The following is a 26,646-nucleotide window of genomic DNA, read 5'->3' on the forward strand; positions in this document are numbered from 1 at the left end:
GACGATGGCGTTAAGGCGCACCACCAAGAAGAAGCTGTACCGGTACACCGTCTATGCGGTGCTGATAGCCGTCGCGATTTGGCTGGCTGTCAGCACCGACTGGGCGCGTATAGCGGAACTGTTCCTCAACCCCGAAGTCGCGTTGCAGATGTTCCCTGGGATCATCACGACGGCGCTCGTGAACACGCTGTGGTTCACCGCGGTGGCGTTCGTCGGCGGGCTGTTGCTCGGCGTGCTGTTGGCGTTGATGAAGCTCTCGTCCATCGGTCCGTTCCGGTGGATTGCGACGGTGTGGATCGAGCTGTTCCGCGGGCTGCCTGCGATTCTCACGATCTTCGCGATCGCGTTCATCTTGCCGATTGCGCTGGGTGTTCCTGGAACGAAACTCGGCGGACCGGTTGTACTCGGCCTGATCGGACTCGTGCTCGTGGCTTCTGCCTATATGGCGGAGACGATTCGCGCCGGGATCCAGGCGGTCCCCAAGGGACAGAGCGAGGCCGCACGATCCCTCGGAATGTCGCCCGCGAAGACGACATTCTGGATCGTGGTGCCGCAGGGCTTCCGGATCATCATTCCGCCGCTGACCAACGAGTTCGTGCTGTTGCTGAAAGACACCTCGCTGCTGTTCGTCGCAGGCTCCTTCATCTGGTCGAAAGAGCTCACGAACTTCGCACGTGATGCGAGCACGCAGAACGCGAACGGCACGCCGCTCATCATGGCGGCGATCCTCTACCTGATCGTGACAATCCCACTCACGCGCTTTAGCGCGTGGCTGGAACGACGGATGGCGAAGCAACGATGATCACCGACCTGATTGATGTCCACGCGCCGGTAATCGACGTGCAGGGGCTCGTGAAGTCGTTCGGCGACAACGAAGTGCTCAAAGGCATCGACCTCACCGTGACCAAGGGTGAGGTTGTCTGCGTGATCGGACCGTCCGGCTCTGGAAAATCGACGCTGTTGCGTTCGGTGAACCTGCTGGAAGAGCCGACCTCGGGCAAGATCCTGATCGAGGGCGTCGACATCACCGATCCTGATGTGGATATCGACAGGGTGCGTACGCGCATCGGCATGGTGTTTCAGAGCTTCAACCTTTTTCCGCATCTCAGCGTCTTGGGCAACCTCACCATCGCTCAGCAGCGCGTGAAGAAGCGGTCCAAGAAAGAGGCGGAGCTTATCGCGCAGGCGATGTTGGAGCGGGTCGGCCTTTCTGAGAAGGCGGAAGCCTACCCAGGCCACCTCTCCGGTGGTCAGCAACAGCGTGTGGCAATCGCCAGGGCGCTGTGCATGAACCCCGACATGATGCTGTTCGATGAGCCGACGTCGGCGCTTGACCCTGAGCTGGTCGGCGAGGTGCTGCAGGTGATGCGCCAGTTGGCCGACGAGGGCATGACCATGCTGGTCGTTACGCACGAAATGGGCTTTGCTCGCGAGGTCGGCTCCCGACTCATCTTTATGGATGGCGGCTACATCGTCGAAGAGGGCAATCCGCGCGAGGTGCTGGGCAACCCGCAGCACCCGCGCACCCAAGACTTCCTCGCACGCGTGCTCTGAGCCTTTCTGCCGACGATGGCCTAGCCGCGCGGGTGCACGGCAACAGGCTCAGGAGCGACCGCGATGCGAACGCGATCGCCGTAGGTGGGGTTTATGCCTGGCGCGTGCTGCACTCTGACAAGTTCGCCCGCCTCTGTACGCACCAGCGTGCGGCGCATGCTGCCGAGGAACGTGCTCTCTTCCACCAGCGCTTCGGTGGCGGCATCCGCCTCTGACGCGAAGTACACGTTCTCTGGGCGTAGGTACACGTCGACCGGTCCGTCGGCAGGTGATTGCAACGGAAGCTGCTGCCCCCACACCACGACATGATCGCCCTCTGCGACCCCAGATACGATGCTGGAGAGGCCGACGAACGCCGCCACGCCCGCCGTCGACGGCATGGTGTAAAGCTCCTCCGGTGAACCGATCTGCTCGATCCGACCAGAGTTCATCACGGCGATGCGGTCAGAGACAGCCAATGCCTCTTCTTGGTCGTGAGTGACGAAAACGGTGGTGATGCCGAGGCGCAGTTGAATGCGACGGATCTCGTCTCGCAGCTGCACTCGCACCTTCGCATCAAGTGCCGAGAGCGGCTCGTCGAGCAACAGGACTTTGGGCTCGGTGACGAGGGCTCTGGCCAGCGCTACCCGCTGCTGCTGTCCGCCAGAGAGCTGATGCGGAAAGCGGTCAGCGAAGTCACTGAGGCCCACAAGCGCGAGGGCGTCGACAGCGCGGCGGGCCGACTCAGCCTTGCCGACACCGCGGCGGCGCAGTCCGAAGGCTGTGTTCTCTGACACCCGAAGGTGCGGAAACAGTGAGTAGGACTGGAAGACCATTCCGATGTCGCGCTTGTTTGTAGAGACGCGCGAGACATCGCCGCCGTCCAAGAACACAGCGCCTTCATCTGCGCCTTCGAGTCCAGCGAGCACGCGCAGCAGTGTCGTCTTGCCGCAGCCGGAGGGGCCGAGTAGCGAGACGAATTCTCCTGGCGCGATATCGAGGTCGACGCCGTGCAACACGCGGTTGCCGCCAAAGCTCTTCACGATGCCCTGCAGCTCGACGCGAGTGCCTTCACCAGCGCCGGCGAGAAGGAGATTGTCTTTGGTGCGGGGGAGCGGATGGGCGAGGGTCATGAGCGGACCTTTCCGGTGCCGCGGGCAACGCGACCGATGAGGAGCAGGAGCAGGAAAACAAAGAGCAACGCCAGCAGCGTGAAGATGGCAGGGGCATATGGGTCTTGCTTATTCACCACGACCATCGCCGTTTGGAACACCTGTCGGTTCAGCAGCGAGGCGATCGTGAATTCCCCCAGGACCACGGCGATAGAGATCAGTGACGCAGCGAGAAGGCCCTGGCGCAGATTCGGGGCGAGAACCTTCCATACAACGGTCGGCCAGCCTGCGCCGAGCGACCGTGCGGCTTCAGAAAGCGTGCGCAGATCGGCGGCGTCAATCGAGGCCTGGATGGAGCGAAAGGCGAACGGCAACACCGTGATGCCATACGCGAATGCGAGCGTCCACGTGCCGGTGCCGAATGTGCGGCCGATCTGCAGGTAGATGGGGGAGAGGCCGACGACGAGCACGATCGCCGGAATCGAGATCGGTAGCAACACCACGAACTCGAACGCAGGCCGCAGTTTCGGGAAGCGCAGGTTGACCAAGATCATGGTCGGTGCGAGCAGAAACAACACAATTGCCACGGTGACGACCGCGAGAATCAAAGAGTTGCCGAGCCCGATCCAGATGGGCTTGATCGTGGCGGCGGCCGCCGGATCAAAGAGTGCCGTCCAGCGGGCGAACGACAGACCATCCTCAGGATCACGCAGCGTGAACAGGAAGGTCGACAGGAGGGGGATCGCGAAGAACGCGCCCACGACAATGCCGATCACCCAGCGGGTGGTGCGGGAGGGGCCGAGCCGGTTCATGACTGCCACCTCGCTGCTCTGCGCTGCACGAGCGAGTACAGCGTCATCACGATGCCGACGATGACGATCATGCCCAGCGCGAGTGCGCCGGCGAGGTTCTCACGGCCCAGCACGGTCTCACTCGTGAGGGCGGCGCGAATCTGCAACGGCACAATCTGCGCTCCCTGACTGGCAAGCGCGGCAGCGGTGGCATATGACGAAAAGGCATTCGCGAACAGCAGTAGCAGGCTGGCAAGAAAAGAGGGGGCGAGAACGGGAATGCCGATGCGCATCCAGAAGCTCGCGCGCGTGCCGCCGAGGGTCAGGTTGGCCTCGGCCCACTGCGGCTTGAGCGCGGCAAGAGCGGGCATGAAGGTGATGACCATCAGCGGAATCTGGAAGTAAAAGTAGGGCAGGATCAGCCCAGGCAGCTCGTAGAGCCACGTGCCATTTTCGAAGATGTTGATGCCGAGGTCTTCCCGCAGGAACACCGTCACGACGCCCTGAATGCCGATGGTGGCGATGAAGGTAAAGGCCAGCATGACGCCGCCGAACTGCGCGAGGACACCGGCGGCTGCGTCCACGGAAGAACGCGTGCGCCCTTGCGGGTCCATGCCGAGCAGGGCATAACAGACCAGTGCTCCCACCAGCGCGCCGACGACGGCGGTGAGCAGGGAGAGGCCAGCAGAATTGGCGAAAGTCTTCAACACCACGGGGTCGACGAGCGCCGACATGTTGTCCCAGGTGAACGTGCCGTCCTTCGTGAAGAAGCCGGATCCGATCGCCAACACCGTGGGCACAGCGAGGAACAGCACAACGTAAGCGGCGAAGGGGACAAGCCCCAGCCAGGCCAAAGATGGAACGGACCGCCGGGCCCTCGCGTGGGGCGAGGACCCGGCGGGGGTCAGGGGTGCAGATGCCGCAGCATCTGCACCCGTTGCGGTGAGGGTGGTCACTGGACCGCCGCGGCCCACTTCTCGCCGAGCAGCGTGCCAGCGTTCGTCGACTGCTCTTCGGTCGGAACCACCGTGTCAGCCGGGGTTTCGGGAAGTGCAGCGGCGAGGTCGGCGTCAATCGTGCCTGCCTCGGTCATGGCGTCCATACGCACAGGGCGTGCGCCACCCTTCAGCCAGAGGTTCTGGACCTCGTCGCTGTAGAGGAACTCCTGCCACAGGCGAGCAGCCGCAGGGTTCGGCGCGTCGGCGTTGATCGCCTGGTTGTAGTAACCGGCGTAGCCGACACCGTCGAAGACGACGACCTTCCAGTCTTCGTTGTCGGCGGTGTGCGCGGCGTTCAGGTAATCCCAGTCGAAGACGACCGGGGTCTCGCCACTCGCAACAGTTGCGGTTGTCACGTCGACCTTGAGCATGTTGCCTGCCTGCTGCAGCTCGGTGAAGAAGTCGATGCCTGGCTGGAAGTCGTCGAGTGTGCCGTCTGACTGCACGGTGGAAAGGCCCACCGCAGCGAACGCTGCGCCAGCCTGGGTCGGGTCGCCGTTGATGGCGACGGCGCCCTTGTAATCGGCCGAGAGCAGGTCATCGAGCGACGCAGGCGCGTCGAACTTCGACGAGTCGTAGCCGACAGACATGTACCCGCCGTAGTCGCCGACGAAGAGGCCGGTCGGCTCCTTCAAAGCGTCGGGGATCTCGTCCCAGGTCTGCACCTTGTAGGGTGCGAACACATCTGTGTTCTGCAGCGCGACGGTGAGACCGAGGTCGAACACGTCGGGGGCTGTGTCGAGGCCCTCGTTCGTCTTCGCTGCCTGGATCTCTTCCGCACTGGAGAAGTCGGGGGAGGCCTCGTTGACGGTGATCTCCGGGTACTTCTCGGTGAACAGGTCGATGATCTCGCCGTAGTTCGCCCAGTCGCGCGGCAACGCGATGACGTTCAGTGCGCCTTCGGCCTTGGCCGCCTCTTCGAGGTCAGCGAATGTGCCGAAGTCGGTCACCGACGTTGCGGCGGTGGCGTCGACGTCGGAGTCGCCTCCGGCGGCAGCATCTGCAGTGCCTGCGCAAGAAGTGAGTACGAGTGCGGCCGTGGCGGCCAGGGCGATACCAGCGCCGATGCGCGCGTGGCGGGTAGTGCGGGCCATGAGTGTCCTCTCGGTGTCCGGCGCTGTGAGCCGGCTTCGGGTTGCGAATGGACACTATGAGGCCGAAGTGACCGGCAATCGCGGGTCAGGTAAACGGGCGATGACGGGGTGGTGGCCGGTCCGGTTGACCGAATCTCGCTACATGTCTGGAATCATGGCCAAGTGGATATCGGCGCAGTGCTCGGACTAGAAGAGCTCACCTGGGGGATGCTGCTGTTGATCGTCATCGCGGCATTCTGTGCCGGATGGATTGATGCAGTCGTCGGCGGGGGAGGGCTGCTGCAGTTGCCCGCACTTTTGTTGATACCCGGAATCTCACCAGTGCAAGCGCTGGCCACCAACAAACTTGCTTCGGTGTTCGGCACCGCGACCAGCAGCGTGACCTACTATCGACGCGCGAAACCCGACATCCGCACCGCGATACCGATGGCCTTGATCGCGCTGGTTGGCTCGTTTGGAGGGGCCGCGGTCGCGACGGTGCTGCCGCCAGCCGCTTTCAAGCCCATCATCGTGATCGCCCTGCTCGTGGTCGCGTTGTTCACCGCGTTTCGGCCGCAGATGGGCGCGGCGACGCAACTGCGGTTCCACGGACACAAGCACCACATCATGGCGGGGGCCGCGGGGCTCGGGATCGGCTTCTACGACGGCATGATCGGACCGGGGACCGGCACTTTTCTGGTGATCACTCTGGTCGCGCTTCTCGGATACGACTTTCTGCAGGCGAGCGCGAAGGCCAAAATCGTAAACCTCGCCACCAACGCAGGCGCACTGATCCTGTTCATCCCGTACGGCGCCGTGCTGTGGGTGCTCGGGGGGATTTTGGCGGTCGCCAACGTTGCAGGGAGCTACCTCGGTTCGCGGATGGCGATCTCGCGCGGCACCACGTTCATCCGGGTTGTGTTCTTGGTGGTCGTGATCGCGCTGATCGCCAAGCTCGGCGCCGACGTGTGGAACGAGAACATCGTCCCGGCCTTCGGCTGACCCTTCGACAGGCTCAGGGACCGCCCTTCGACAGGCTCAGGGACCGCCCTTCGACAGGCTCAGGGACCGCCCTTCGACAGGCTCAGGGACCGCCCTTCGACAGGCTCAGGGACCGCCCTTCGACAGGCTCAGGGACCCAGGGGGTGGTTGCTGAGCCTGTCGAAGCACGAAGGCTGGGTTGCTGAGCCTGTCGAAGCACGAAGGCGACGGGAGGCGTCAGGCCTCGTCGTCTTCTGGCTCGAAGTCGACGCCGGCCTCGGCGCGCTGTGCGTCAGTGATCGGCGCGGGGGCAGAGGTCAGCGGGTCGAAGCCGTTGCCGGACTTCGGGAACGCGATGACTTCGCGGATCGACTCGGTCTTGGTCAGGTGCTGGAGCACGCGGTCCATGCCGAGTGCGATTCCTCCGTGCGGCGGAGCACCGAACTTGAAAGCGTCGAGCAAGAACCCGAACTGCTCGTCTGCCTGCTCATCGCTGATACCCATGACCTCGAACACGCGCTTCTGCACATCTTCGCGGTGGATACGGATCGAGCCGCCGCCGAGCTCGGAACCGTTGCACACGATGTCGTACGCGTAGGCGAGGGCGGAGCCTGGATCGGTGTCGAAGGTGTCTTGGAACTCCGGCTTCGGACCGGTGAAGGCGTGGTGCACTGCCGTCCACGCTCCTGCGCCGACGGCTACGTCGCCCGACGCCACCGCGTCGGCTGCTGGCTCGAACATCGGGGCGTCAACCACCCAGGTGAACGCGAACTCGTCCGGGTTCAGGTAGCCGAGGCGGCGACCGATCTCCACACGTGCGGCACCGAGCAGTGCGCGGCTGTCTTTCGCCGCACCGGCAGCGAAGAAGACGCAGTCGCCCGCTTCGGCGCCGACCAGAGCAGCAAGCCCCGCCTGCTCAGCTTCGGACAGGTTTTTGGCTGCGGGACCGCCGAGCGTTCCGTCTTCCTGGAACAGCACGTAGGCGAGACCGCGAGCGCCGCGCTGCTTCGCCCAGTCCTGCCAGGCGTCGAGCTGCTTGCGCGGCTGGCTGGCGCCACCGGGCATGCGCACAGCGCCAACGTATTCTGCCTGGAAGACACGGAATGGAGTGTCTTTGAAGTACTCGGTCGCCTCGACAAGCTCGAGGCCGAAGCGCAGGTCGGGCTTGTCTGAGCCGTACTTCGACATCGCGTCGGCGTAGGTCATGCGCGGCAGCGGGGTAGAAACTTCGACGCCGATCGTGGCCCACATCGCCACGATGAGCGACTCCATCAGGGTGATCACGTCTTCTTGGTCAACGAAGCTCATCTCGATGTCGAGCTGCGTGAACTCCGGCTGACGGTCTGCACGGAAGTCTTCGTCGCGGTAGCAACGGGCGATCTGGAAGTACTTCTCCACGCCGCCGACCATCAGCAACTGCTTGAACAGCTGCGGCGACTGCGGCAGGGCGTACCAGCTGCCGGGGCTCAGACGAGCAGGCACCAGGAAGTCGCGAGCGCCCTCAGGCGTCGAGCGCGTGAGAGTCGGGGTCTCGACCTCAGTGAAGTCATCGGCATGCAGTACATCGCGGATCGCCTTGTAGACGTTCGACCGCAGACGCAGTGCGGAGGCCGATGCGGGGCGGCGCAGATCGAGGTAGCGGTACTTGAGACGTGCCTCTTCGCCGACGGTCTCGGTGTCGGCAAGCGCCGTGGACACCTGGAACGGCAGGGGAGCGGACTCGTTGAGCACCTCGACGTCGGTTGCGATGAGCTCGATCTCGCCCGTGGGCAGGTTCGGGTTCGCGTTGCCATCGGGGCGACGCGATACCTCGCCTGTGACCTTCAGCACGAACTCGTTGCGCAACGGGTGCGCGATCTCTTCATCGCGGATAACGACCTGGGCGATGCCAGAAGCATCACGCAGATCAATAAAGGCAACTCCTCCGTGATCGCGACGGCGATCGACCCAACCCGAGAGGGTGACAGTCTGACCGATGTGCTCGGCTCGCAAAGAGCCTGCCGAGTGGGTGCGAAGCACGGAGTATTCCTTCTGATCTGGGAAATGGGTAACCCGTCCAGTGTACGGGGGCTCGTGCGCTGTTCCCCGCTTCGTTGGTGGCGCTCATCCGGCGATCAGTAGGGTGGGTACGACGAAAGGTGCACTCATGAACTATTCCGACGGCAACGGCATCCCCGACCTCTTCGGTGCGATCTTCTCCGGGACGACCGGCCTGATCAGCCTGGTCTTTTACATTCTGGTGGCGGTCGGTCTGTGGAAGGTCTTCAGCAAGGCCGGATACGCGGGCATTTGGGCCATCATCCCGATCGTGAACGTCGTGCTTCTGGTGCGCATCGCCGGGATGTCAGCGTGGTTTGCGCTGCTGTACCTGATTCCCATCGTCAACTTCGTCTTCTACATCATCGTGGCGTTCAAGATCGGCGCCCGCTTCAATAGGAGCGGTGTCTTCTCGTTCTTCCTGCTGGTGCTCTTCCCGTACATCGGATACCTGATCCTCGGCTTCGGGGATTCCCGCTACAGCAAGGCGTGAGATGACGGGGTCGAAGCAGCTGCACCTCGTCAGACACGGTGAGGTCTACAACCCCGACCGTGTGCTCTACGGGCGGTTGCCCGACTTTCACCTCAGCGACGCGGGGCGGCGGATGGCGAGGTCGGCTGCGGAACACGTGAAGTCGCTTGATCGCCGCGTGGGTGCGCTGTTCTCCTCGCCGCTGGAGCGTGCGCAGGAGTCTTCAGAGCCGTTCACGGAGGTCTTTGATCTCGTTCCGGAAATCGACATCCGTTTGATCGAACCGACAAACGTGTTCGAGGGCACTCAGATGCGTCGTTCACTGATGAATCCGATGAACTGGTGGCACCTGCGTCAGCCAGCACTACCCAGTTGGGGTGAGCCCTACACGTCGATCGCCGAGCGGATGCTTGGGGTGATGGACGAGGCGTGGAACGCCGCAATCGACACCGATGTGGTGATGGTGTCGCACCAGGCCCCGATCTGGATCACGCACCTGCGCGTGGCAGGTCTGCCGTTACGCCACGATCCGCGCACTCGACGGTGCGCTCTGTCGAGCGTGACCTCTTTCGAGCGGGTTGGCGATGTGTGGCGCGAGGTCGGGTACGCCGCACCAGCCGAGACAGGAGGCGCCGTCGACGTCGGCGCAGTCTGACTTCCATCCGGCGCACGCATAGGTAGCTCTGAGTAAAATCAGAGGGTGCCACTCGACTCGACGATTCGTCCGATCCGCGGCGGCCGCCCCTCTCGCGTTCGACGTTCGCGTCACGCGATTGGTGCCGCTCTCGCTGCGGTGCTTGCTATTGGTTTGAGCGCCTGCGCTCCCGATGCGGTCAGCGAATCGTTCTTGAGCGGTGACAACACCGGCTATGTCGCAGCCGACGGTGCGATCGTCGAGATTCCGGTCGATGAACGCGGTGAGCCAGTGGAGTTCGCCGGCGTGACCGAGCTGGGTGAGCAGTACGACAGCGCGGACGACGCAGGCAAGGTCACAGTCGTCAACTTCTGGTACGCCGGATGTGCGCCGTGTCGCCTCGAAGCCGCCGACCTCGAAGCGGTGTGGCAGGAGTACAGCGAAGACGACGTCGCGTTCGTGGGAATCAACACCCGTGACCAGGCAGACACCGCCATCGCTTTCGCCGAAGAATATGGCATCACCTACCCGAGCTTGATCGATGTAGACACCGCCGAAGCGAAGCTCGCCTTCTCTAAAGTGGTGCCGATCGCTGCCACCCCCACCACCCTCGTGCTCGACAAACAGGGCAGGGTGGCTGCCCGGATCATCGGTCCGATCGATGGCACTTCGATTCTCTCCACGCTCGTCAAAGACGCGCTAGCGGAGGACCTGTGAACGAGCAGGGTGCGCAGTGACCCCCGAAGCGATCATCTTCTCTGGCGGGCTCTGGATCGCAATTCCGGTTGCGATGTTGGCAGGGCTCGTCTCTTTTCTGTCCCCGTGCGTGCTCCCGCTTGTTCCCGGTTACCTCGGGTTCATCAGCGGCGCCGTTGCGCCTCGGCAGCCGGTCGCTGCGGGGAGCGCAGGTCAAACCGCAGGCCAGACAACCGCGACACAGAAGGCAGCGACACAGAAAGCAGAGACGTCTACGCGCGGCAGGCTCGTGCTCGGCGTGCTGCTGTTCATCCTCGGATTCACCATCGTGTTCGTCACGTACACGGTGCTGGGGGGAACTGTCGGAGTGTTCCTGCTGCAGTGGGGCGACCTGGTTACCCGCATCCTCGGTGTTTTTATCATCGCGATGGGATTCGTTTTCCTCGGGCTTTTCGGCTTCGCGCAGCGGGAGTTCCGCTTTCAGGTCGATTCGAAGGCGGGCATCGTTGGTGCTCCTCTACTCGGGGTCGCGCTCGGGATCGGGTGGGCGCCCTGCATGGGGCCGACGCTCGCCGCGATCCTCGCACTGTCGTTTAACGCAGGCGATCCGGTGCGCGCCGGTTTCCTCGGTCTTGCGTACTCCCTCGGCCTGGGCATCCCGTTCCTGCTTGTCGCTCTCGGGTTCGGGTGGGCGACGAGGGCTATCGGGTTCCTGCGTCGCCACATTCGCGTCGTGAACGTGATTGGCGGCGTGATGCTCATTCTGCTCGGGGTGCTCATGGTCACCGGCCTCTGGACCGACATTATGTCTCGGTTGACGGCGGTGATCGGCAGTGTCATCCTCCCCCTCTGATCCCTCCGACCCCTCTGAGAAGACCACGATGAAGAACAAAGGTGCCGTGAACAGCGACTCCAGCGATCCGCTCCGCCCGTCAGACCACGTCGACGGCGATGACGCGATCACGCAACCGAAGCTCGGTCTCGTCGGATGGCTGCGGTGGGGATGGCGTCAGCTGACCTCCATGCGCACTGCGCTGATCCTGCTGCTCGTGCTGGCGATTGCGGCGATTCCCGGATCGATCTTCCCGCAGCGGATGGCTGACCCGAACGGTGTCACGCAGTGGGAGCGCAATAACCCAGATCTCTTCCCGATCCTCGACTCGCTGAAGCTGTTCGACGTCTACCTGTCGCCGTGGTTCTCGGCGATTTACCTGTTGCTGTTCGCCTCGCTGGTCGGCTGCGTGATCCCGCGCATCAAGCACCATGCGAAGGCTCTGCGCGCGCGGCCCCCTCGCACCCCTGCTCGCCTGCAGCGGTTGGAGGACTACCGCGGCGTCACGCGGGGGACGACGGCAGATTCCGGTACCAAGACGGGCGATGCCGAGAAAGAAGCCGCCGCGTCGATCGATGTCGCGACGAAGCAGCTCAAGGCACTCGGCTACCGGGTAGAACGCTACGACCGAGGCACCACATTCTCGGTATCCGCGGAGCGAGGATACTGGCGTGAGACGGGCAACCTGATCTTCCACATCGCGCTCGTCGGCGTGCTGGTGACCGTCGGGGTCGGCGGCGGTTTCGCGTACACCGGTCAGCGCGTGCTTGTCGAAGGGGAGACCTTCGCGAACACGCTTTTGGACTACGACTCGATGAACCGCGGTCGCTTTGTCGGCGACGACGCCTTTGCCCCGTACTCGATGCGCCTCGACTCGTTCGACGTCAACTATCAACCGTTCGGAGCGCCAGGTTCCGGTCAGGCCGACAACTTCTCGGCCAACGTCACGGTGCAGGAGAACGGTGAAGAGCGCACTGGTTCTGTGAAGGTCAATGAGCCGCTCGCGATTGCCGACGACGACGTGTTCCTGCTGGGTAACGGCTACGCGCCGACCGTCACGGTGCGCGACCCCGATGGCAACGTGGTGTTCACCAATAGCACCCCGTTCCTCCCGCAAGACAACAACATGACCTCGCTCGGCGTGCTCAAGGTGCCAGACGGGCTGGCCGAACAGGTCGGCCTTGTGGGGTTCTTCTACCCGACGACCGGCGTGCTGGAGAGCGGCGCTTTCTTCTCCGCATACGGCGACCTCACGAACCCGACCCTCACGCTCGACGTGTACACCGGCGATCTGGGGATCAACGAGGGTGTGCCGCGCTCGGTGTACGTGCTCGACACCACAGGGATGACGAAGCTCACCGGTCGCACCACCGACGTGGAGTCGATCGAACTTACCCCAGGGCAGACGGCGCAGCTGCCGAATGGGCTGGGATCGGTGACCTTCGACGACGAGTCTCCCGCGGGGGCCACCGACGCCTCAGAATCGGTGAAGAGGTTCGCATCGCTGCAGATCCACCGCGACGAGTCGGGCATCATCGTGCTCGGCTTCGCGACGTTGGCTCTTGCTGGACTCATGCTCGCGCTCTTCGTGCCCCGTCGGCGCGTCTGGGTCAAGGCTTCTGCGAACGACGGCGCGGTGTCGTTGGAGTACGCCGCGCTGGCTCGCGGAGAAGACCCGACACTTCCTACGGCGGTAGAAGACCTCGTCAAGGGACACGCTCGGCTGCTCGACGCTGTTGGCGGCACGACCGCGGGTGCGGACGACTCCGCAAAGCCGGAGACTCCGGCGTCCGAAACTCGGAAAGTAGACTGAAATCATGCTTGAACTCGACGTGATCTCGCCTGTCCTGCTCTGGACGGCGATTGCGATCTATGCGGCGGCCTTCGTGGCCTACGCCTTCGATCTCGCACGACGTTCGCAGGCGACAGCCGATGCGCAGAGCGTCCAAGAGTCGATGCTGGTTGGCGCGGGAGGCGGCAGCGTAACCACGTCTTCCGGGGCGGTGGCGACAGCGAAACCTCCACGGTTCGTGATGGAACGCATCGGCACATCGTTGACAGTGCTCGGGTTCCTCTTCCATCTGGCTGCGACCGTCACGCGTGGCATCGCGGCTGGCCGGGTGCCGTGGGCCAACCTTTACGAGTTCGCAATGATGGGCACGCTGCTCATCATCGCCGTGTATCTGATCGTGCTCACCCGGATCGATTTGCGCTTCCTCGGCACCTTCATCACCGGGCTTGTTGTGGTGCTGCTCGGGCTCGGCTCGACCAACTTCTACGTCGAAGTTTCTCCTTTGATGGATCCGTTGAAGAGCGTGTGGCTCGTCATTCACGTCTTCGTGGCATCGCTGGCGACGGCGTTCTTCGCCCTCGCGTTCGCGTTGTCGGTGATCCAGTTGATGCAGTCGCGGCGTGAGCGCCTCGTCAACGAGGGGGCAGCGAAAACGGGTCCTGGATTCCTTCGTACGTTCCCCACTTCTGTGCGCCTCGAAAGCCTGGCGTACATGTTCACGATCATCGGCTTCATCCTCTGGACCTTCACACTCATCGCCGGATCCATCTGGGCCTATTACGCCTGGAGCCGGTACTGGGGCTTCGATGTGAAGGAGACCTGGACCTTCGTGATCTGGGTGCTTTACGCCGGATACATCCACGCCAGGGCAACGAGAGGCTGGCGCGGAAACCGATCCGCATGGCTTGCCATCGTCGGCTTCTCGGCCGTGTTGTTCAACTTCACCATCGTGAACGTCTTCTTCAAGGGCCTGCACGCCTACTCCGGCCTGAGCTAACCCTCGCCCTCCTTCACAAAACGGAGACCATCTGCGCCCAGCCCGGCGTGTGTACATACACACGCCGCGCATAGCGCAGGTGGTCTCCGTTTTGGTGTGGGGTGTGGGTGTGTGGGGATGGGGGGATGGGGGGTGGGGGTTAGGCGGGTAGGGCTTGGGGGGAAGTGGTGCGGCGTAGGGTCACGGCGAGGGTGGTGGCCAGGAGTGACAGGGCGGCCCAGACGATGAGGGCTGCGACGGCGGAGCCGTTGGCGGTGATCAACCCTGCGAAAGCGGGATCTGTGGGCAACGCCGCGCCGAGGCTGGAAAGCCACGCTGGCACTGTCGAGATGAGCCCAGTCGCGACAGCGAGAACGCCGATGAGAGCAGAGATCCAACGCCCCACTCCGCCGAACAGAGCGACGAGCGCCTGGTTCACCGCAGCGAATGCGATGCCAGCCACCACAGCGGTGCCCGCAAAACTCCACCAGGCAGCGGCGTCGTAGTTCGCCACAATCTGCACGATCAGCGACACCAAGAGGCCCTGGCCAGCACCGATCAACGCGGCGGGGGCGAAAGCGCGCAGGGTGAGCGCCGCCGACGATCGCCGCGACGTGAGCGTGCGGGCCGTGTGCGCCCGCATCACCACGAACGTGGCGAGGCCACCGAACCACAACACCACGGCTGTCAGCAGCGGGATGGCGGTAGGCCCGAAGATCGTGCTGATCGATGAGTTCGACGACACAGGGTCGGCAATCACCGAGGCGAGCGAGGTGGTCTCACTGTCGCTGAAAGAGGGGAGCGAGTCGGAGGCCGTGCGCAGTCCGCCAGCAAGGTCGCCGGTACCCGTGGCGAGAGTGTCGAGGCCTGTTGCAAGCTCGGTGCCGCCATCGGCGAGCGCCGTCGCACCATCGGAGAGCTGGGTTGCACCAGAGCCAATCCCGCGAGCACCGGTGGCAGAAGCGGCGACGCCCTGATCGGCAAGCTGAGTGAGCCCGTTGGAGAGATCAGTGGCTCCGGTGCCCGCTTGAGAAAGCTGCCCGGCGAGCTCCGCTGAAGCCTGGGTGTCAAACGTGCCAAGGCCTGCTGCGGTTCCCGCTGCCACTTCGGCCGACGTGTTCGCCGTCGAGACGAGGTCGCCTGCGCCGGTCGCGAGGGCGTCGAGTTGTGCGCAGAACTCGGGAGCGGCTGCCAAAGCACACTGTGCGACGAGCGCATCGAGACCGGTGGAAATACCCGATACGCCGGTGGCGACTCCGCTGGCCAGCTGCGATGCACCGTTCGCACCCGCATAGAGTTCGTCGGGGACAAGCCCGTTCCGGGAGAGTTCCGCTGCTCCACTGGAGAGCCCGGATCCGATGCTGCTGGCCCCGGCTGCGGCATCGCGCGTGTTGCTCGCGATCGTGTCGAGTCCTGATGCCAGCGAGTACGCACCGTTGCTGAGATCGCTCGCACCGGTGGCGAGCTGAGTGGCGCCGTCGGGGATCTCAGCGGCGCCATCTGCTGCGCCTCTGGCGCCGTCTGCGAGCTCGAATGCTCCGTCTGCCGCCTCACCGATTTGGTCGCCGATGGTGGTGAAGCCGACGAGGATGTTCTCGGTCGTTGCCTCCGAAAGCATGGTGCCCAGGGTGGCAGCGGCAACGTCAGCGATCTGTCCGGTGATGAGATCGTCGGCGATGAGTCCGTCTTCTGGAGTGGTCACGCCGATGGTGGCCTGCTCTGGGTTTCCTTCGCCGTCGGAGATCGTTCGCCCGGCCGAAGTGGCGGCGGCAGAGAAGTCTTCAGGAATCGTGATGACTGCTTGGTACGAGCCGTCGGCGAGGCCGTTCGCGGCGTCATCTTCGTTGGAGATGACCCAGGTGAGGTTCGAGTCGAGGTCGTCTGAACCCTCGACGAGTCCGGAGGCCAGTTGGCGGCCAAGAGGCGTCAACTGATCGTCAATCGTCACCGGTTCGTCGAGGTTAACGATCGCCGCCGTCATGGAATCCAAGCGCTCAGTGGGGTTCTGCAGCGCGGCGACCAAGATGCCGCCCACCGCCGCAGGCAGCAGCAGGATGCCGAGGATGGTCAGCCAGGTGATCGGCTTGCGGGAGCGTGCACGCTCGATGGGGAGGGTCATGCGTTCACCTCGGTGGATTCGGCGGCACTCCGACGGGGAGTGTGCGTGTGGAGAATTTCTGCGGAGCGCCAGCCTGCGTCCGCGAGGACGGCACCTGCCGCTTCAACATCAGCGGCTGTCGCGAGGACGGCGAGCCGGCGGGTTGCCGTCGCATCACGCAACATGGCCGTTGCTTGGTCTTGTTGGCTGCCGGTCAGACGGTCGATGCCGTCGATGATGACGATCTGCGACTTGCCGCGCAGCGCTTCGGCGAGGTCGGCGAGCGCCGCCCCTGAGTCATCGACAAGCACGCAGCCGACGTGCGAGCGTACCCATGCGGCACGACCTGGCAACAGGTGACCGGCCACCCGGAGGCGTCCGTCGGTGGGAGTGAGTCGTCCAGCGAAAGCGAGAGCGAGCGCACGGTGGGTGCGTGCGTCTGCGCCAGTCGCGATCACGGCACCACCCTCGGGAATGCGCACCGACAAGCCCGATATAAGGCGGGAGTCGGCGTCAATCTCCAGGTCGTCTGCGGCGAGGATCGATCCGTCACCTGGCCACTCGGCGAGGTGACGTTCGCGTTCGACGGCCTCCCCTTCGACATCGACCCGGGGGAGGATCTTCTCGAGCCACGCTGGCAACTCCCAGGCGCGTTCGCCAAGGATCGCCATCAGCGCCGGGATCAGCGTCATCCGCACCAGGAAGGCATCGATAGCGATACCGGCGGCGAGGCCGAGGGCGATCGGTTTCAGGGATGAGTCGCCCTCTGGGACGAACGCCACAAAGACTGCAAACATGATGAGGCCAGCGGCGGTAACCACCTTTGCCGAGCCGGTGAACCCGCTGCGTACGGTGCGCAGCGCAGCCGCACGACGGGTCTGCCGGTTGGGGCTCTTCGAATCGGGGTCGTGCACGAAGTCTTCGCGCATCCGTGAGACGAGGAATACCTGGTAGTCCATGGCGAGGCCGAACAACACACCCATCAAAATGATCGGCATGAAGCTGATGATCGGCCCCACTCTGGCCACGTGCAGCAGATCGGCGAACCAGCCCCATTCGAAGACAGCTCCGACGACACCGAATGCGGCAATGATCGAGAGCAGGTAGCCGGCGGCGGCAGTGATCGGTACCCACAGCGATCGGAACACGATGGTCAGCAGGATCAGGGAAAGGCCGATCACGAAGATCCCGAACGGGAGAAGGGCATTGCCGAGCTGATCGGAGATGTCGATGCCGACGGCAGTGAAGCCGGTGACCTTCAGGTCGATGCCGAATTCGTCGAGCCATTCGTCGTGATGGCTGCGCAATTCGCGCACCAGATCAGCGGTCTCCGGGGCATCGGGTGCTGTTTCTGGAATGATCTGCACGATGCCGGTGTCGGCTGTTTCGTTGGGAGTCGCCAGGGCGACTTCTTTGACGCCGGGGACCTTGGCGACCTCGTCGCCGAGGTCTTCCATCAGCGTGAGGGGGTCGGTGGAAGTCACGATGGTGCCCGTGAGGATGAGCGGTCCGTTGAAGCCCGCACCGAACTCTTCAGCCACCAGATCGTAGTTCTGGCGCGCTTCGGAATCCTGTGCCAAGACCCCGGCGTTGGGGAGCGCCAGGTTCAAGCTCAAAGCGGGGATGGCGACGATACCGAGGCCGAGGACCACAGCGAGCGACACCAGGATTGGGCGCTTGGTTACGCCATTCACCCACCGAGCGCTGCCCTTGGGCTGATCAGTAGCGGAAGCAGTTTTACGCACGCGCTTCGGGCGTCCGACAACCTTGCCCTTCATGAAACCGAGAAGCGCAGGGGTGAGCGTCACGGCGATGGCGACGGCGACGGCGACAGCGACAGAAGCCGCGATACCCATGGTGGTCAAGAACGGAATGCCAGCGAATCCCAGCCCAATCAGCGCGATGAGCACGGTGACACCAGCGAAGACGACAGCGGATCCGGCAGTGCCGACAGCGCGGGAGGCGGACTCTTCTGGGTCAACACCTTCGCGCACCTGGTCTTGATGCCGCGCCATGATGAACAGCGCGTAGTCAATCCCGACCGCGAGTCCGAGCATGAGGGCCAGCAGGGGGGTGGTCGATGAGACCGTGGCGAACGCGGTCGCTGTAAAGATGCCGGCCATCGAGATGCCGACCCCCAAGATTGCCGTCAGAAGGGGAAGCCCCGCCATCACGAATGAGCGGAACGTGACGATGAGCACCAGGAGGGCGATTAGCAGACCGATCGCTTCGGTGATCGTGACACCGGGGATCGAGACAGCGAAAAGGTCGCCGCCCAGCGACACCTGCGAGCCGTCGGGCAGTGCAGAGTCGAGATCGCTGACAACCGTGCGCAGAGATGCGACGGTCTCCTCAGATACATCGGTGGATTCGCCAGCGAACTGCACGCGCACAATCGCCGCGGTGTCGTCATCGTTGATCATGCCACTGACGGTTTCGTCATACGGAGACGTGGTGGCGAGCACATCGTCGAGGTCGCCGAGCTCGTCGACGGCATCCTCGATGTCTTCGCGGTACTCGTCGTCTGTGACCTTGTCGCCGTCGGCCGCGACGACGATGAACTGCGCGTTGGTGCCACTTACCTGCGGGAATGAGCGCGACAGCTGCTCAAGACCGGCCTGCGACTCAGTCCCTGGGATGGAGAACGTGTTGTCTGTGCCCGCCCCGAGGACGAGGGCGCCTGCTCCGGCGATGCCGAGGGCAAGCAGCCAGGAGACGAGAACTCGCCACGGATGCCGGAAAGACCATCGTCCGAGTGACGACAGGAGTGTGGACACGCGTGCCTCCGAGGGGGTACAGGGTGGATACACAGGTGTATCCGATACATAGATGTATCGTAAGGTCATTCGCTTCGCGCATCCTGTGTGCGGGGTGTGAGAGAGCGACAACGAAGGGCGAGGTGGTCTCAATGTCGATACCCGTAACCCGCAGCCGCGAGAATACGCGCGCCCGTCTTTTAGAGGCAGCGGCGCAAGTGTTCGCGGAGGTCGGGCTCGACGGCGCATCGGTCGAAGCGGTGTGCGAACGCGCAGGCTTCACGCGCGGCGCTTTCTATTCGAACTTCGAGTCCAAAGACGAGCTTTTCCTGATGCTGGCTGGCAGCGTCGCCGAGGTGCGCGTGAGTGCCGTGCGTGCACGAGTCGATGAGCTGGCTGCCGACGGTGCGCTGGTCGCCGGGTGCGACCCGATCGGTCTGCTCCAGCAGATTATGGAGCTCGGCGGCGATGATCGTCTCGGCGTGATGCTGATGAGCGAGATCCGGATTAGGGCTCTTCGCGACGCGCAGTTCGGCGAAGCCTATTTGGCTCAAGAGCGCGAGATGGTCGCGAGTATCGAGCAGATCATCGACGACATCATCTCGGCAGGCCTCCTGCGGCTACGTCTGCCTGCGGAGACTGCCGCGCGCATGCTCATGATCATGTGGGAGGGCATGACGGTGCGCGGAGCGATGGCAGGGGAAGACGACGCGCAGCTTCGCCACTCCGGTGGCGAAGAGCTCGGCCAACTCGTTCAGCTGCTGATCGAGTCGTAGCAGCGTGCCAACCGCGCGATCCACCATTCCCGTCGCTCATCAGCGGCGGCAAGTCTGGTGAGAGCGGCGGCATCCGGGGTCACTCGTTCCACCGGAACCGAGCCGTCTACCTGTCGAAAATCGGCCACGTCATCCAAGAACAGCGACGATGTTCCGAGGCCGCAGTCGTAGTCAAGGTTCGGGAGAGCGGCGGCGAGCGCGGCACCTTGCGACAGGCCGATCGCGGTATCCAACGCACTAGACACCACGACAGGTAGCCCTGCGGCCGTCACGATCTGAAGCGCGTGCGTGACTCCGCCCAGGGGCTGAGCTTTGATGACGAGCAGATCGGCGGCGCCTGCGCGGGCGACGGCGAGAGGGTCAGCGGACTTGCGTACGCTCTCGTCGGCGGCCACCGGAATGCCCATGTACTTCACGCGCTTGCGCAGGTCAGCGAGCTCCGGAACCGTGGCGCACGGCTGTTCAACGTACTCCAGGTCATACTCGCTCATGGCGTGCACGGCGTGCTCTGCTTCGTCGACATTCCACGCACCGTTGGCGTCGATCCGCACGCGTCCCTCTGGTCCCATCACCTCGCGCACCGCACGCACGCGTGCGACATCGTCTGCCAGGGTTTGGCCAGGCTCCGCGACCTTGACCTTGGCGGTGCGGCAGCCCGCAAATCTCGCAAGCAGATCGGGCACCCGTGCGGCCTCAATTGCGGGAACCGTCGCATTCACACCAATTCTGGTGCGCAGCGGTTCTGGTTGAGGGCGCCAGGCGAAGTCGATCGCGGCAGCCAGCCACGTCGACGCTTCCGCGTCGTCGTACTCGACAAACGGAGAGAACTCCGCCCACCCTTCTGGGCCTTCGAAGAGCAGCGCCTCACGCACATCGACGCCGCGAAAACGACTGTGCATCGGAAGGGCGACGACCCTGGCAGAGTCGAGCAGGTCTGCAAGCGGTGGGATCATGTGCCCATTCTGCTCCGTGCGCTCTGCTGTGTCTCGTTCGTTGGTTGGGTGAGTCGCGGCGGTTTAGCTGAGGCGCTTCTGCAACTCGGCCATCCGCTCGCTCGGGATGAACCCGAGTCGCGTGTTGACGGCTCGCATATGCACGTTGGATTCGGCGTTGTAGGTGTACACGGCGCGGGTATGTGCAGCGGTGCTCTGCAGAAGCCGGAGGTTGGCGATTTTGACGGCTGTGCCCAGGCGGTGACCGCGGTCAGACCCACGAACGAGGGTGCCCCACTGGTAGGCATTTCCGTCATCGCGGGAGATGACGAGCTGCGAGTAGGCGGCGACCTCGCGGTTGGGGGTCAATGCCACGGCACCGAGTGAAATGCGGCGCTGCTGGGCCAGCAGACTTTCGGTTTCGCGCACGCCGTCGACGTCGGGAGTTGCCTGCTCAATGTCGAGGTCGCCGCTGGGGGCTTCGGTATCGATCGACGCATCCAACACCGCCCAGTCTTCGATCACGTCTTCGGGGACGGGGCCGATCCAACTCCGAAGTGTGTAGCCCTCGACTGCTGGCGCAATGTCTTCACCGATGCTGTCGAGGAGTGCGAGGTCGACCGGCAGTGCAAGACGGCTCTGCACATCTCCCAGCGCGAGGGCGTAGCCGTGGCAGCGGGCGAACTCTCTGCCGGGGGAGCCTCCGCCATCCGCGCCCAACTCGTACGGCCACGACGCGTCGCTGCGCACAGTGGTGCGTCCAGCGGTGACCGCCTCGCCTTCGAGGAACGTGAGTGCTGTGGAGCCGATCCCTCGACGTCGCTCCGCTGGAGGAACCTCGATGCTGATGTTTGCGACATGGGTGTTGTCTTTCAGCGGGAGGGCGAGTCCTGCAGCTCCGACAACGGCATCGTCGTCGAGAAGTAAGTACGCGCGTCGCTCGGTCGTCCGCGACTCCTGCTGGAACTGGTGACGGATTTCTTCCCTCGACCACACTGTGGCCATCGGGCCTCTGTCTTCGCGCTGGGCTGCGGCATAGGCGTCCCACCACGCGTCTACCGCCGCGGTGTCGAACGGGTCGATACGCGAGATCTGCAATGTCATGCCCTCACGGTAGTCGCGGAGGGAGCGCACACGCGCGCACCTCCGCTGACGGCGCGTGCAGTACATGCGTGCGAGCGCGCGCAATAGGGTGGAGAGCGTGACCACCGCATCCGTTTCTGACCTGTTCGACCCGGCCGAATGGGTGCTTGCGCCCGGAGCTGAGGTCTACACCGACATCACAGCCCACGTCTCACACGATGGCGGGATCGCGCGCATCGCGTTCAACCGGCCAGAGGTGCGCAATGCATTCCGCCCGCACACGGTGGACGAGCTGTACCGTGCACTCGATATCGCACGTCAAGACTCGCGCATCGGGGCGGTGCTGCTGACCGGCAACGGACCGAGCGCGAAAGACGGCGGTTGGGCGTTCTGCTCCGGCGGTGACCAGCGCATTCGCGGACGCGATGGGTATCAGTACGCTTCGACAGGCTCAGCGACCGAGGGGGCGGCGGGCTCAGCGACCGAGGGGGCGGCGGGCTCAGCGACCGACGCTTCGACAGGCTCAGCGACCGAGGGGGCGGCGGGCTCAGCGACCGACGCTTCGACAGGCTCAGCGACCGAGGGGGCGACAGGCTCAGCGACCGAGGGGGCGACGGGGTCAGGGACCGGGGCGGCGACGGGACGGCTGCACATTCTTGAGGTGCAACGGTTGATCCGCTTCATGCCCAAAGTTGTCATCGCTGTTGTTCCCGGCTGGGCGGCTGGCGGAGGGCACTCGTTGCATGTGGTGTGCGACCTGACGATCGCCTCCGCAGAAGAAGCCCGTTTCAAACAGACAGACGCCGACGTCGGCAGTTTCGACGCCGGATACGGTTCGGCATATATGGCGCGTCAGACCGGCCAGAAGTTTGCCAGGGAAGTGTTCTTCCTGGCCGAGGAATACTCCGCGCAACGCGCCTATGAGGCAGGCGCCGTGAACCGGGTCGTGCCGCATGCGGAACTCGAACGAGAAGCGCTAAAGATGGCACGCACGGTGTTGACGAAGTCGCCGACGGCGATCCGCATGCTCAAGTTCGCCTTCAACGCGGTCGACGATGGGCTGGTCGGCCAGCAGGTGTTCGCGGGAGAGGCCACCCGCCTCGCCTACGGCACGGACGAAGCCGTTGAAGGCCGCGACTCCTTCCTGCAAAAGCGCGACGCCGACTGGTCTTCCTTCCCCTGGCACTACTAAGCAGGAAACGCGCATGACTGCCCTGGTCCCGACCCAAGCCGATGACCCCGCGCTCCTGCGAGAAGCGCTGCAGCGAGCACTCGAGGGTGGCCCAGCCCTCGGGTTGGGAATGGTTGCTGGTGCTCCAGAGACGGTGGCGGAGGGGATCGCCGCGGTCATTGCCACTTCCGGTTCTAGCGGAGTCCCCAAGCGGGTAGCTCTGAGTGGCGAGGCGCTTCGGGCCAGTGCCGAGGCTACCGCCGCCCGCATCGGGAGCGGACGTTGGCTTCTTGCACTCCCCGCAAGCTATGTGGCGGGGCTTCAGGTTGTGGTGCGTTCGATTCTTGCTGGCACGCAGCCGGGAATCATCGAGGGACGCTTTTCTCCCACCTCGTTCGCCGAGACGACACTTGCCATGTTGCGTCCTCAGGGGGCGACGGGTGCTGTCCCCGACCTGTACACCGCACTTGTGCCAGCACAGATAGCGACTCTGCTCGATGCGGCAGACGACGACACCGCGGTGCGCGGGGCGCTCATGGCGTACCGTGCCATCCTCGTCGGAGGTCAGTCGCTTCCTGAGCCGTTGCGAGAGCGCGCTGCCGATCTGGGAGTGCGGGTCGTGCGCACCTACGGTTCGACGGAGACCAGCGGAGGATGCGTCTATGACGGCATGCCGCTCGATATTGTCGGCGTGCGCACCGTCGATGGCGAACTACGCATTGCCGGACCTATGCTCGCTCAGGAATATCTGGGCAACGAGTCACTCACGGAGCGCACGTTTGAGCGCGACGAGCACGGGATCCGCTGGTACCGCACCGGAGATCTCGGGCTCATCGAAGACGGTCTTGTGCGAGTGCGAGGGCGGGCCGACAACGTGATCGTTTCCGGCGGTATCAACATCTCGCTCGACAGAGTAGAACGCATCGTCCGGCGAGTTGCAGGGTTGCAGGAAGCGGTGGTGATCGGCGTCGAAGATGAACGATGGGGCGAAGCATCCGTTATCGTCGCGTCCCGCGGCCAAGCCCTTCGTCGAACCGAACGAGACCAGCTTGCGCAGGCGCGTGAAGCCGTCGCACAGGAGGTGGGCAGGCACGCTCGCCCTACCCAGCTTTTCCTTGTTGATGAACTCGCATCACTCCCGTCAGGGAAGCCAGACCGCGAGACAATCCGCCGCACCGTCGCCGAACTGTACTGAACAGGCGCTATGCGAGACTGAGCGCCATGGCCTCGTACACACACGGACACCACGAATCTGTTCTGCGCTCACACAACGTGCGCAACATCGCCAACTCCGCCGAGTACCTGCGCCCCCACCTCACCTCTTCTACTCGCCTGCTTGACGTCGGCGCTGGTCCGGGCAGTATCACTGTCGATTTTGCCGCTGTCGTCACGCACGTCACCGCTACCGAAATCGACGAGCACGCGATGTCGCTTTCCCGTGCGCTCGCCGCGGAGCGCGGGCTCACCAACATCGCATTCTCGCTGGAGGATGTGCACGCGCTGAGCTTTCCCGAGAACTCTTTCGACGTCGTGCACGCCCATCAGGTGCTGCAGCATGTGGGGGATCCAGTGCAAGCGCTCCGCGAAATGCGCCGGGTCACGGTCTCCGGTGGGATCGTAGCGGCCCGCGATGCCGACTATGCCGGCTTCCTCTGCTTTCCGGTGATGCCGGAACTCGAACGCTGGCTCGCCCTCTACCGCGCCGCGGCCAAGGCCAACGGCGGCGAACCAGATGCTGGTCGCCGGCTACTGTCGTGGGCGCGTGCCGCAGGGTTCGAAGAGGTTGTCGCCACAGGATCCACCTGGTGCTATGCCTCGCCATCGGAGCGTGCGTGGTGGGGCGGGATGTGGGCCGATCGCATCGTAGAGTCTGCACTCGCACGCCAGCTCGTGGACAGCAACATGGCGACCACTGCAGATCTACACGAGATCAGCAAGGCGTGGAAGCGCTGGGCCGATGACGAAGACGGGTGGTACCTCGTGCCGCACGGAGAGATCATCGCGCGCGCCTAGTTCGCACGGATACATCTCGCGGCGGATGCTCACCGAAGAAGCCCTCGCGTAGCGTGGGGGAGTGATCCGCCAGCTTTCGCCCACAGCACTGACACTCGACATCGTCGGGGCTGTGCTGTTGTACCTGATGTTGACATGGATGTCGTTTATCGTCGCGCTTCCCATCATCGGATGTGGACCGCTTACCGGGTGGCCGCTGGTGGGGCTCGCACTCGCCAGCGTGATGATGTGCGCCGCCGTCGCGATAGGCAGGCTCGCCCCCGGACTCGCGCTCGGTGCGGCCTGGGTCGGCGCGGCGCTACAGATGGCGTCTGGCCTCACGCCCCTGCCGATCAACTTCGGTATCTTGCTCGTGCTGTACTCCACCGCAGCCTGGGGTACGCGAAGGGTTCTGTGGTGGGGATTTGCCTCCATGCTGTTCGGAGGGCTCGTCGCGGCGGCGTACCTCGTGATCGTTGGCGAGGCCGCCTTCGGCAGCGTGACCGGCTGGGAGCGGCTCGCAGTGGGATCATTGCTGCTCGCCGTCTGCGTCCTGGCTCTCGGGCTTGCCTGGGTGTGCGGGTTGTTGTGGCGGATAGCACGACGCGCTCGCCGCACAAAGGCGGCCCAGCTACGGGCAGAAGCGCTCGCCGCCGAAGAACAAGAACGAGTGAGCATCGCCCGTGACATGCACGATATCGTCGCCCACTCGCTGGCGGTCGTCATCGCGCAAGCCAATGGTGCACGGTACGCGGTAGCCGCCAACCCGGAGGTGGCAGCAGACGCACTCGAAACGATCTCGCAGACGGCGCGTGCTGCCCTGAGCGATGTGCGCATGCTTCTGACGCAACTACGTCATCGCCAGGGCGATGGCCCCCAACCAGCGCTCGCCGACCTGGAAGCGCTGTTCGCGCAGGTACGCCACGCGGGGATTGAGCCGCGCATCACAATCGATCCGATACCGGCGGAAGAACCGCCAGGCGCTATTCAGCTCGCCGTCTATCGCATTCTTCAAGAAGCACTCACGAACGCGATCCGGCACGGTGACGGCACCGTCGATGTGCAGCTCGCGTGGTTCGCTGACCGCGTCGATCTCGACGTGCGCAACACAGTGGGTGGCGACCAGAAGAGTGCCTCAGGTGGCCATGGGCTTATCGGGATGCGCGAGCGCGCGCAGCTTGTCGGCGGTAGTCTGCAAGCCGAGCGACGAGGGGCACAGTTTGTCGTCCACGCCACGCTCCCGATCGGAGCATTCGAATGATCAGAGTCGTGCTGGTCGATGACCAGGCGCTGTTTCGCGCAGGCATCCGGATGCTCGTGGCGTCGCAGCCCGACCTCGACGTCGTCGGAGAGGCGGGCAACGGCAAGGAAGCGCTGGACATCGTGCGCGAAACTCGTCCTGACGTGGTGCTGATGGACATCCGCATGCCGGTCATGGACGGACTCACCGCGACGACGGAGCTGCTCGGACAACCGAATCCGCCCCGCATCGTCATGCTCACCACCTTCGACCTCGATGAGGCAGCGGCGCGAGCGATGCGACAGGGCGCGAGTGGTTTTCTGCTGAAAGACGCTGACCCGGAGTTTCTGCTCGCGGCTATTCGTACGGTGCATGCGGGATCCAGTGTCATTGCTGCCTCCGCCACCCGCGATCTCTTTGAGCACTTCGCTGAGGCACCGAAACCTGTACCGGCGCAGTACACCGAGCTGACAGAGCGTGAGCGAGAGATCTTCGCGCTTGCGGCGCGCGGGCTCTCGAACGCAGAGATCGCCGGCCGTGAGTATCTGAGTGACGCGACGGTGAAGACACACATCAGCCGCATTTTGAACAAGCTGTCGCTGCGAGACCGGGTGCAGCTCGTGGTCTTCGCCTTCGAACACGGCCTGGCCTAACGGCTCTAGGCTGGTTGG

The 26,646-nt window shown here is 64.0% G+C and carries 24 protein-coding genes; 15 read left to right on the plus strand and 9 right to left on the minus strand.

Annotated elements, in window-relative coordinates; genetic code table 11:
- Positions 1 to 4: 4 nt before the first annotated feature.
- Together AB0O87_RS12405 and AB0O87_RS12410 are read left to right on the plus strand one after the other, a co-directional pair.
- The gene (locus AB0O87_RS12405) at positions 5 to 802 is read left to right on the plus strand and encodes an amino acid ABC transporter permease (protein ID WP_363516388.1); all 798 of its coding nucleotides are present in this window, start codon (positions 5 to 7) and stop codon (positions 800 to 802) included.
- Positions 799 to 1,554, plus strand: coding sequence for an amino acid ABC transporter ATP-binding protein (locus tag AB0O87_RS12410; RefSeq protein ID WP_363517391.1), 756 nt, complete (start codon positions 799 to 801; stop codon positions 1,552 to 1,554). Before AB0O87_RS12405 ends, AB0O87_RS12410 begins: the two co-directional genes overlap by 4 nt.
- A 20-nt stretch (positions 1,555 to 1,574) precedes the next feature.
- Here AB0O87_RS12410 and AB0O87_RS12415 read toward each other — a convergent pair whose 3' ends face one another.
- The 4 genes from AB0O87_RS12415 to AB0O87_RS12430 are packed head-to-tail and all read right to left on the minus strand — an operon-like array spanning position 1,575 to position 5,528.
- Positions 1,575 to 2,666 carry an ABC transporter ATP-binding protein gene (locus tag AB0O87_RS12415; RefSeq protein ID WP_363516391.1) on the minus strand — a complete coding sequence of 364 codons (1,092 nt, stop codon included), beginning with the start codon at positions 2,664 to 2,666 and terminating at the stop codon, positions 1,575 to 1,577.
- Positions 2,663 to 3,457: an ABC transporter permease subunit gene (locus AB0O87_RS12420; RefSeq protein WP_363516394.1), complete on the minus strand. Its 795-nt coding sequence runs from the start codon at positions 3,455 to 3,457 to the stop codon at positions 2,663 to 2,665. The genes AB0O87_RS12415 and AB0O87_RS12420 overlap by 4 nt, the downstream gene beginning before the upstream one ends.
- Entirely contained in the window at positions 3,454 to 4,392 is a 939-nt protein-coding gene (locus tag AB0O87_RS12425; RefSeq protein ID WP_363516397.1) for an ABC transporter permease, read from the minus strand. Before AB0O87_RS12425 ends, AB0O87_RS12420 begins: the two co-directional genes overlap by 4 nt.
- The gene (locus AB0O87_RS12430) at positions 4,389 to 5,528 is read right to left on the minus strand and encodes an ABC transporter substrate-binding protein (protein WP_363516400.1); all 1,140 of its coding nucleotides are present in this window, start codon (positions 5,526 to 5,528) and stop codon (positions 4,389 to 4,391) included. Before AB0O87_RS12430 ends, AB0O87_RS12425 begins: the two co-directional genes overlap by 4 nt.
- Before the next feature lie 207 nt (positions 5,529 to 5,735).
- On the opposite strand from AB0O87_RS12430, the gene AB0O87_RS12435 reads away from it, so the two are divergent.
- On the plus strand, positions 5,736 to 6,509 hold the full coding sequence (locus tag AB0O87_RS12435) for a TSUP family transporter (protein WP_363517394.1): 774 nt from the start codon (positions 5,736 to 5,738) through the stop codon (positions 6,507 to 6,509).
- Positions 6,510 to 6,725: 216 nt separating this feature from the next.
- On the opposite strand, the gene aspS is transcribed toward AB0O87_RS12435, so the two are convergent.
- Positions 6,726 to 8,507, minus strand: a complete 1,782-nt coding sequence (gene aspS, locus AB0O87_RS12440) for an aspartate--tRNA ligase (RefSeq protein WP_363516403.1) — start codon at positions 8,505 to 8,507, stop codon at positions 6,726 to 6,728.
- A 127-nt stretch (positions 8,508 to 8,634) separates the two neighbouring features.
- Between aspS and AB0O87_RS12445 the strand changes: the two genes are divergently transcribed.
- The 6 genes from AB0O87_RS12445 to ccsB are packed head-to-tail and all read left to right on the plus strand — an operon-like array spanning position 8,635 to position 13,948.
- On the plus strand, positions 8,635 to 9,018 hold the full coding sequence (locus tag AB0O87_RS12445; RefSeq protein ID WP_363516406.1) for a DUF5684 domain-containing protein: 384 nt from the start codon (positions 8,635 to 8,637) through the stop codon (positions 9,016 to 9,018).
- Position 9,019: 1 nt separating this feature from the next.
- Positions 9,020 to 9,652 (plus strand): histidine phosphatase family protein, encoded by a 633-nt coding sequence (locus AB0O87_RS12450; RefSeq protein ID WP_363516409.1) that lies wholly within the window; start codon positions 9,020 to 9,022, stop codon positions 9,650 to 9,652.
- A gap of 45 nt (positions 9,653 to 9,697) precedes the next feature.
- Positions 9,698 to 10,348, plus strand: coding sequence for a TlpA disulfide reductase family protein (locus AB0O87_RS12455; protein ID WP_363516412.1), 651 nt, complete (start codon positions 9,698 to 9,700; stop codon positions 10,346 to 10,348).
- 16 nt (positions 10,349 to 10,364) lie between these two features.
- Positions 10,365 to 11,180: a cytochrome c biogenesis CcdA family protein gene (locus tag AB0O87_RS12460; RefSeq protein ID WP_363516415.1), complete on the plus strand. Its 816-nt coding sequence runs from the start codon at positions 10,365 to 10,367 to the stop codon at positions 11,178 to 11,180.
- A gap of 28 nt (positions 11,181 to 11,208) precedes the next feature.
- Positions 11,209 to 12,972, plus strand: coding sequence for a cytochrome c biogenesis protein ResB (locus AB0O87_RS12465; RefSeq protein ID WP_363516418.1), 1,764 nt, complete (start codon positions 11,209 to 11,211; stop codon positions 12,970 to 12,972).
- Positions 12,973 to 12,976: 4 nt separating this feature from the next.
- A complete protein-coding gene (gene ccsB / locus AB0O87_RS12470) occupies positions 12,977 to 13,948 on the plus strand; it encodes a c-type cytochrome biogenesis protein CcsB (RefSeq protein ID WP_363516421.1) in 972 nt (323 codons plus the stop codon).
- 139 nt (positions 13,949 to 14,087) lie between these two features.
- Here the strand turns inward: ccsB and AB0O87_RS12475 are convergent, their stop codons facing one another.
- Together AB0O87_RS12475 and AB0O87_RS12480 are read right to left on the minus strand one after the other, a co-directional pair.
- Positions 14,088 to 16,046: a YhgE/Pip family protein gene (locus AB0O87_RS12475; protein ID WP_363516424.1), complete on the minus strand. Its 1,959-nt coding sequence runs from the start codon at positions 16,044 to 16,046 to the stop codon at positions 14,088 to 14,090.
- Entirely contained in the window at positions 16,043 to 18,802 is a 2,760-nt protein-coding gene (locus AB0O87_RS12480; protein WP_363516426.1) for an efflux RND transporter permease subunit, read from the minus strand. The genes AB0O87_RS12475 and AB0O87_RS12480 overlap by 4 nt, the downstream gene beginning before the upstream one ends.
- Before the next feature lie 131 nt (positions 18,803 to 18,933).
- On the opposite strand from AB0O87_RS12480, the gene AB0O87_RS12485 reads away from it, so the two are divergent.
- A complete protein-coding gene (locus AB0O87_RS12485; protein ID WP_363516429.1) occupies positions 18,934 to 19,557 on the plus strand; it encodes a helix-turn-helix domain-containing protein in 624 nt (207 codons plus the stop codon).
- Here the strand turns inward: AB0O87_RS12485 and AB0O87_RS12490 are convergent.
- Together AB0O87_RS12490 and AB0O87_RS12495 are read right to left on the minus strand one after the other, a co-directional pair.
- On the minus strand, positions 19,536 to 20,510 hold the full coding sequence (locus AB0O87_RS12490; protein ID WP_363516432.1) for an o-succinylbenzoate synthase: 975 nt from the start codon (positions 20,508 to 20,510) through the stop codon (positions 19,536 to 19,538). The two genes, AB0O87_RS12485 and AB0O87_RS12490, sit on opposite strands and share 22 nt — an antisense overlap.
- A gap of 63 nt (positions 20,511 to 20,573) precedes the next feature.
- On the minus strand, positions 20,574 to 21,593 hold the full coding sequence (locus tag AB0O87_RS12495) for a GNAT family N-acetyltransferase (protein ID WP_363516435.1): 1,020 nt from the start codon (positions 21,591 to 21,593) through the stop codon (positions 20,574 to 20,576).
- A gap of 64 nt (positions 21,594 to 21,657) precedes the next feature.
- Here AB0O87_RS12495 and AB0O87_RS12500 point away from each other — a divergent pair, with 64 nt between their 5' ends.
- The 5 genes from AB0O87_RS12500 to AB0O87_RS12520 all read left to right on the plus strand — a co-directional run bounded on the left by AB0O87_RS12500 (position 21,658) and on the right by AB0O87_RS12520 (position 26,628).
- Positions 21,658 to 22,764 (plus strand): 1,4-dihydroxy-2-naphthoyl-CoA synthase, encoded by a 1,107-nt coding sequence (locus AB0O87_RS12500; RefSeq protein WP_363516438.1) that lies wholly within the window; start codon positions 21,658 to 21,660, stop codon positions 22,762 to 22,764.
- Positions 22,765 to 22,777: 13 nt separating this feature from the next.
- Complete coding sequence (locus AB0O87_RS12505) at positions 22,778 to 23,938, plus strand: AMP-binding protein (protein ID WP_363516441.1); 1,161 nt, start codon at positions 22,778 to 22,780, stop codon at positions 23,936 to 23,938.
- Positions 23,939 to 23,964: 26 nt separating this feature from the next.
- Positions 23,965 to 24,756: a class I SAM-dependent methyltransferase gene (locus AB0O87_RS12510; protein WP_363516444.1), complete on the plus strand. Its 792-nt coding sequence runs from the start codon at positions 23,965 to 23,967 to the stop codon at positions 24,754 to 24,756.
- A 61-nt stretch (positions 24,757 to 24,817) separates the two neighbouring features.
- Complete coding sequence (locus tag AB0O87_RS12515; protein WP_363516447.1) at positions 24,818 to 25,996, plus strand: histidine kinase; 1,179 nt, start codon at positions 24,818 to 24,820, stop codon at positions 25,994 to 25,996.
- On the plus strand, positions 25,993 to 26,628 hold the full coding sequence (locus AB0O87_RS12520) for a response regulator transcription factor (RefSeq protein WP_363516450.1): 636 nt from the start codon (positions 25,993 to 25,995) through the stop codon (positions 26,626 to 26,628). Before AB0O87_RS12515 ends, AB0O87_RS12520 begins: the two co-directional genes overlap by 4 nt.
- Positions 26,629 to 26,646: the final 18 nt, after the last annotated feature.

The organism is Microbacterium sp. NPDC076768 (genome assembly GCF_040687205.1).
Classification (GTDB): domain Bacteria; phylum Actinomycetota; class Actinomycetes; order Actinomycetales; family Microbacteriaceae; genus Microbacterium.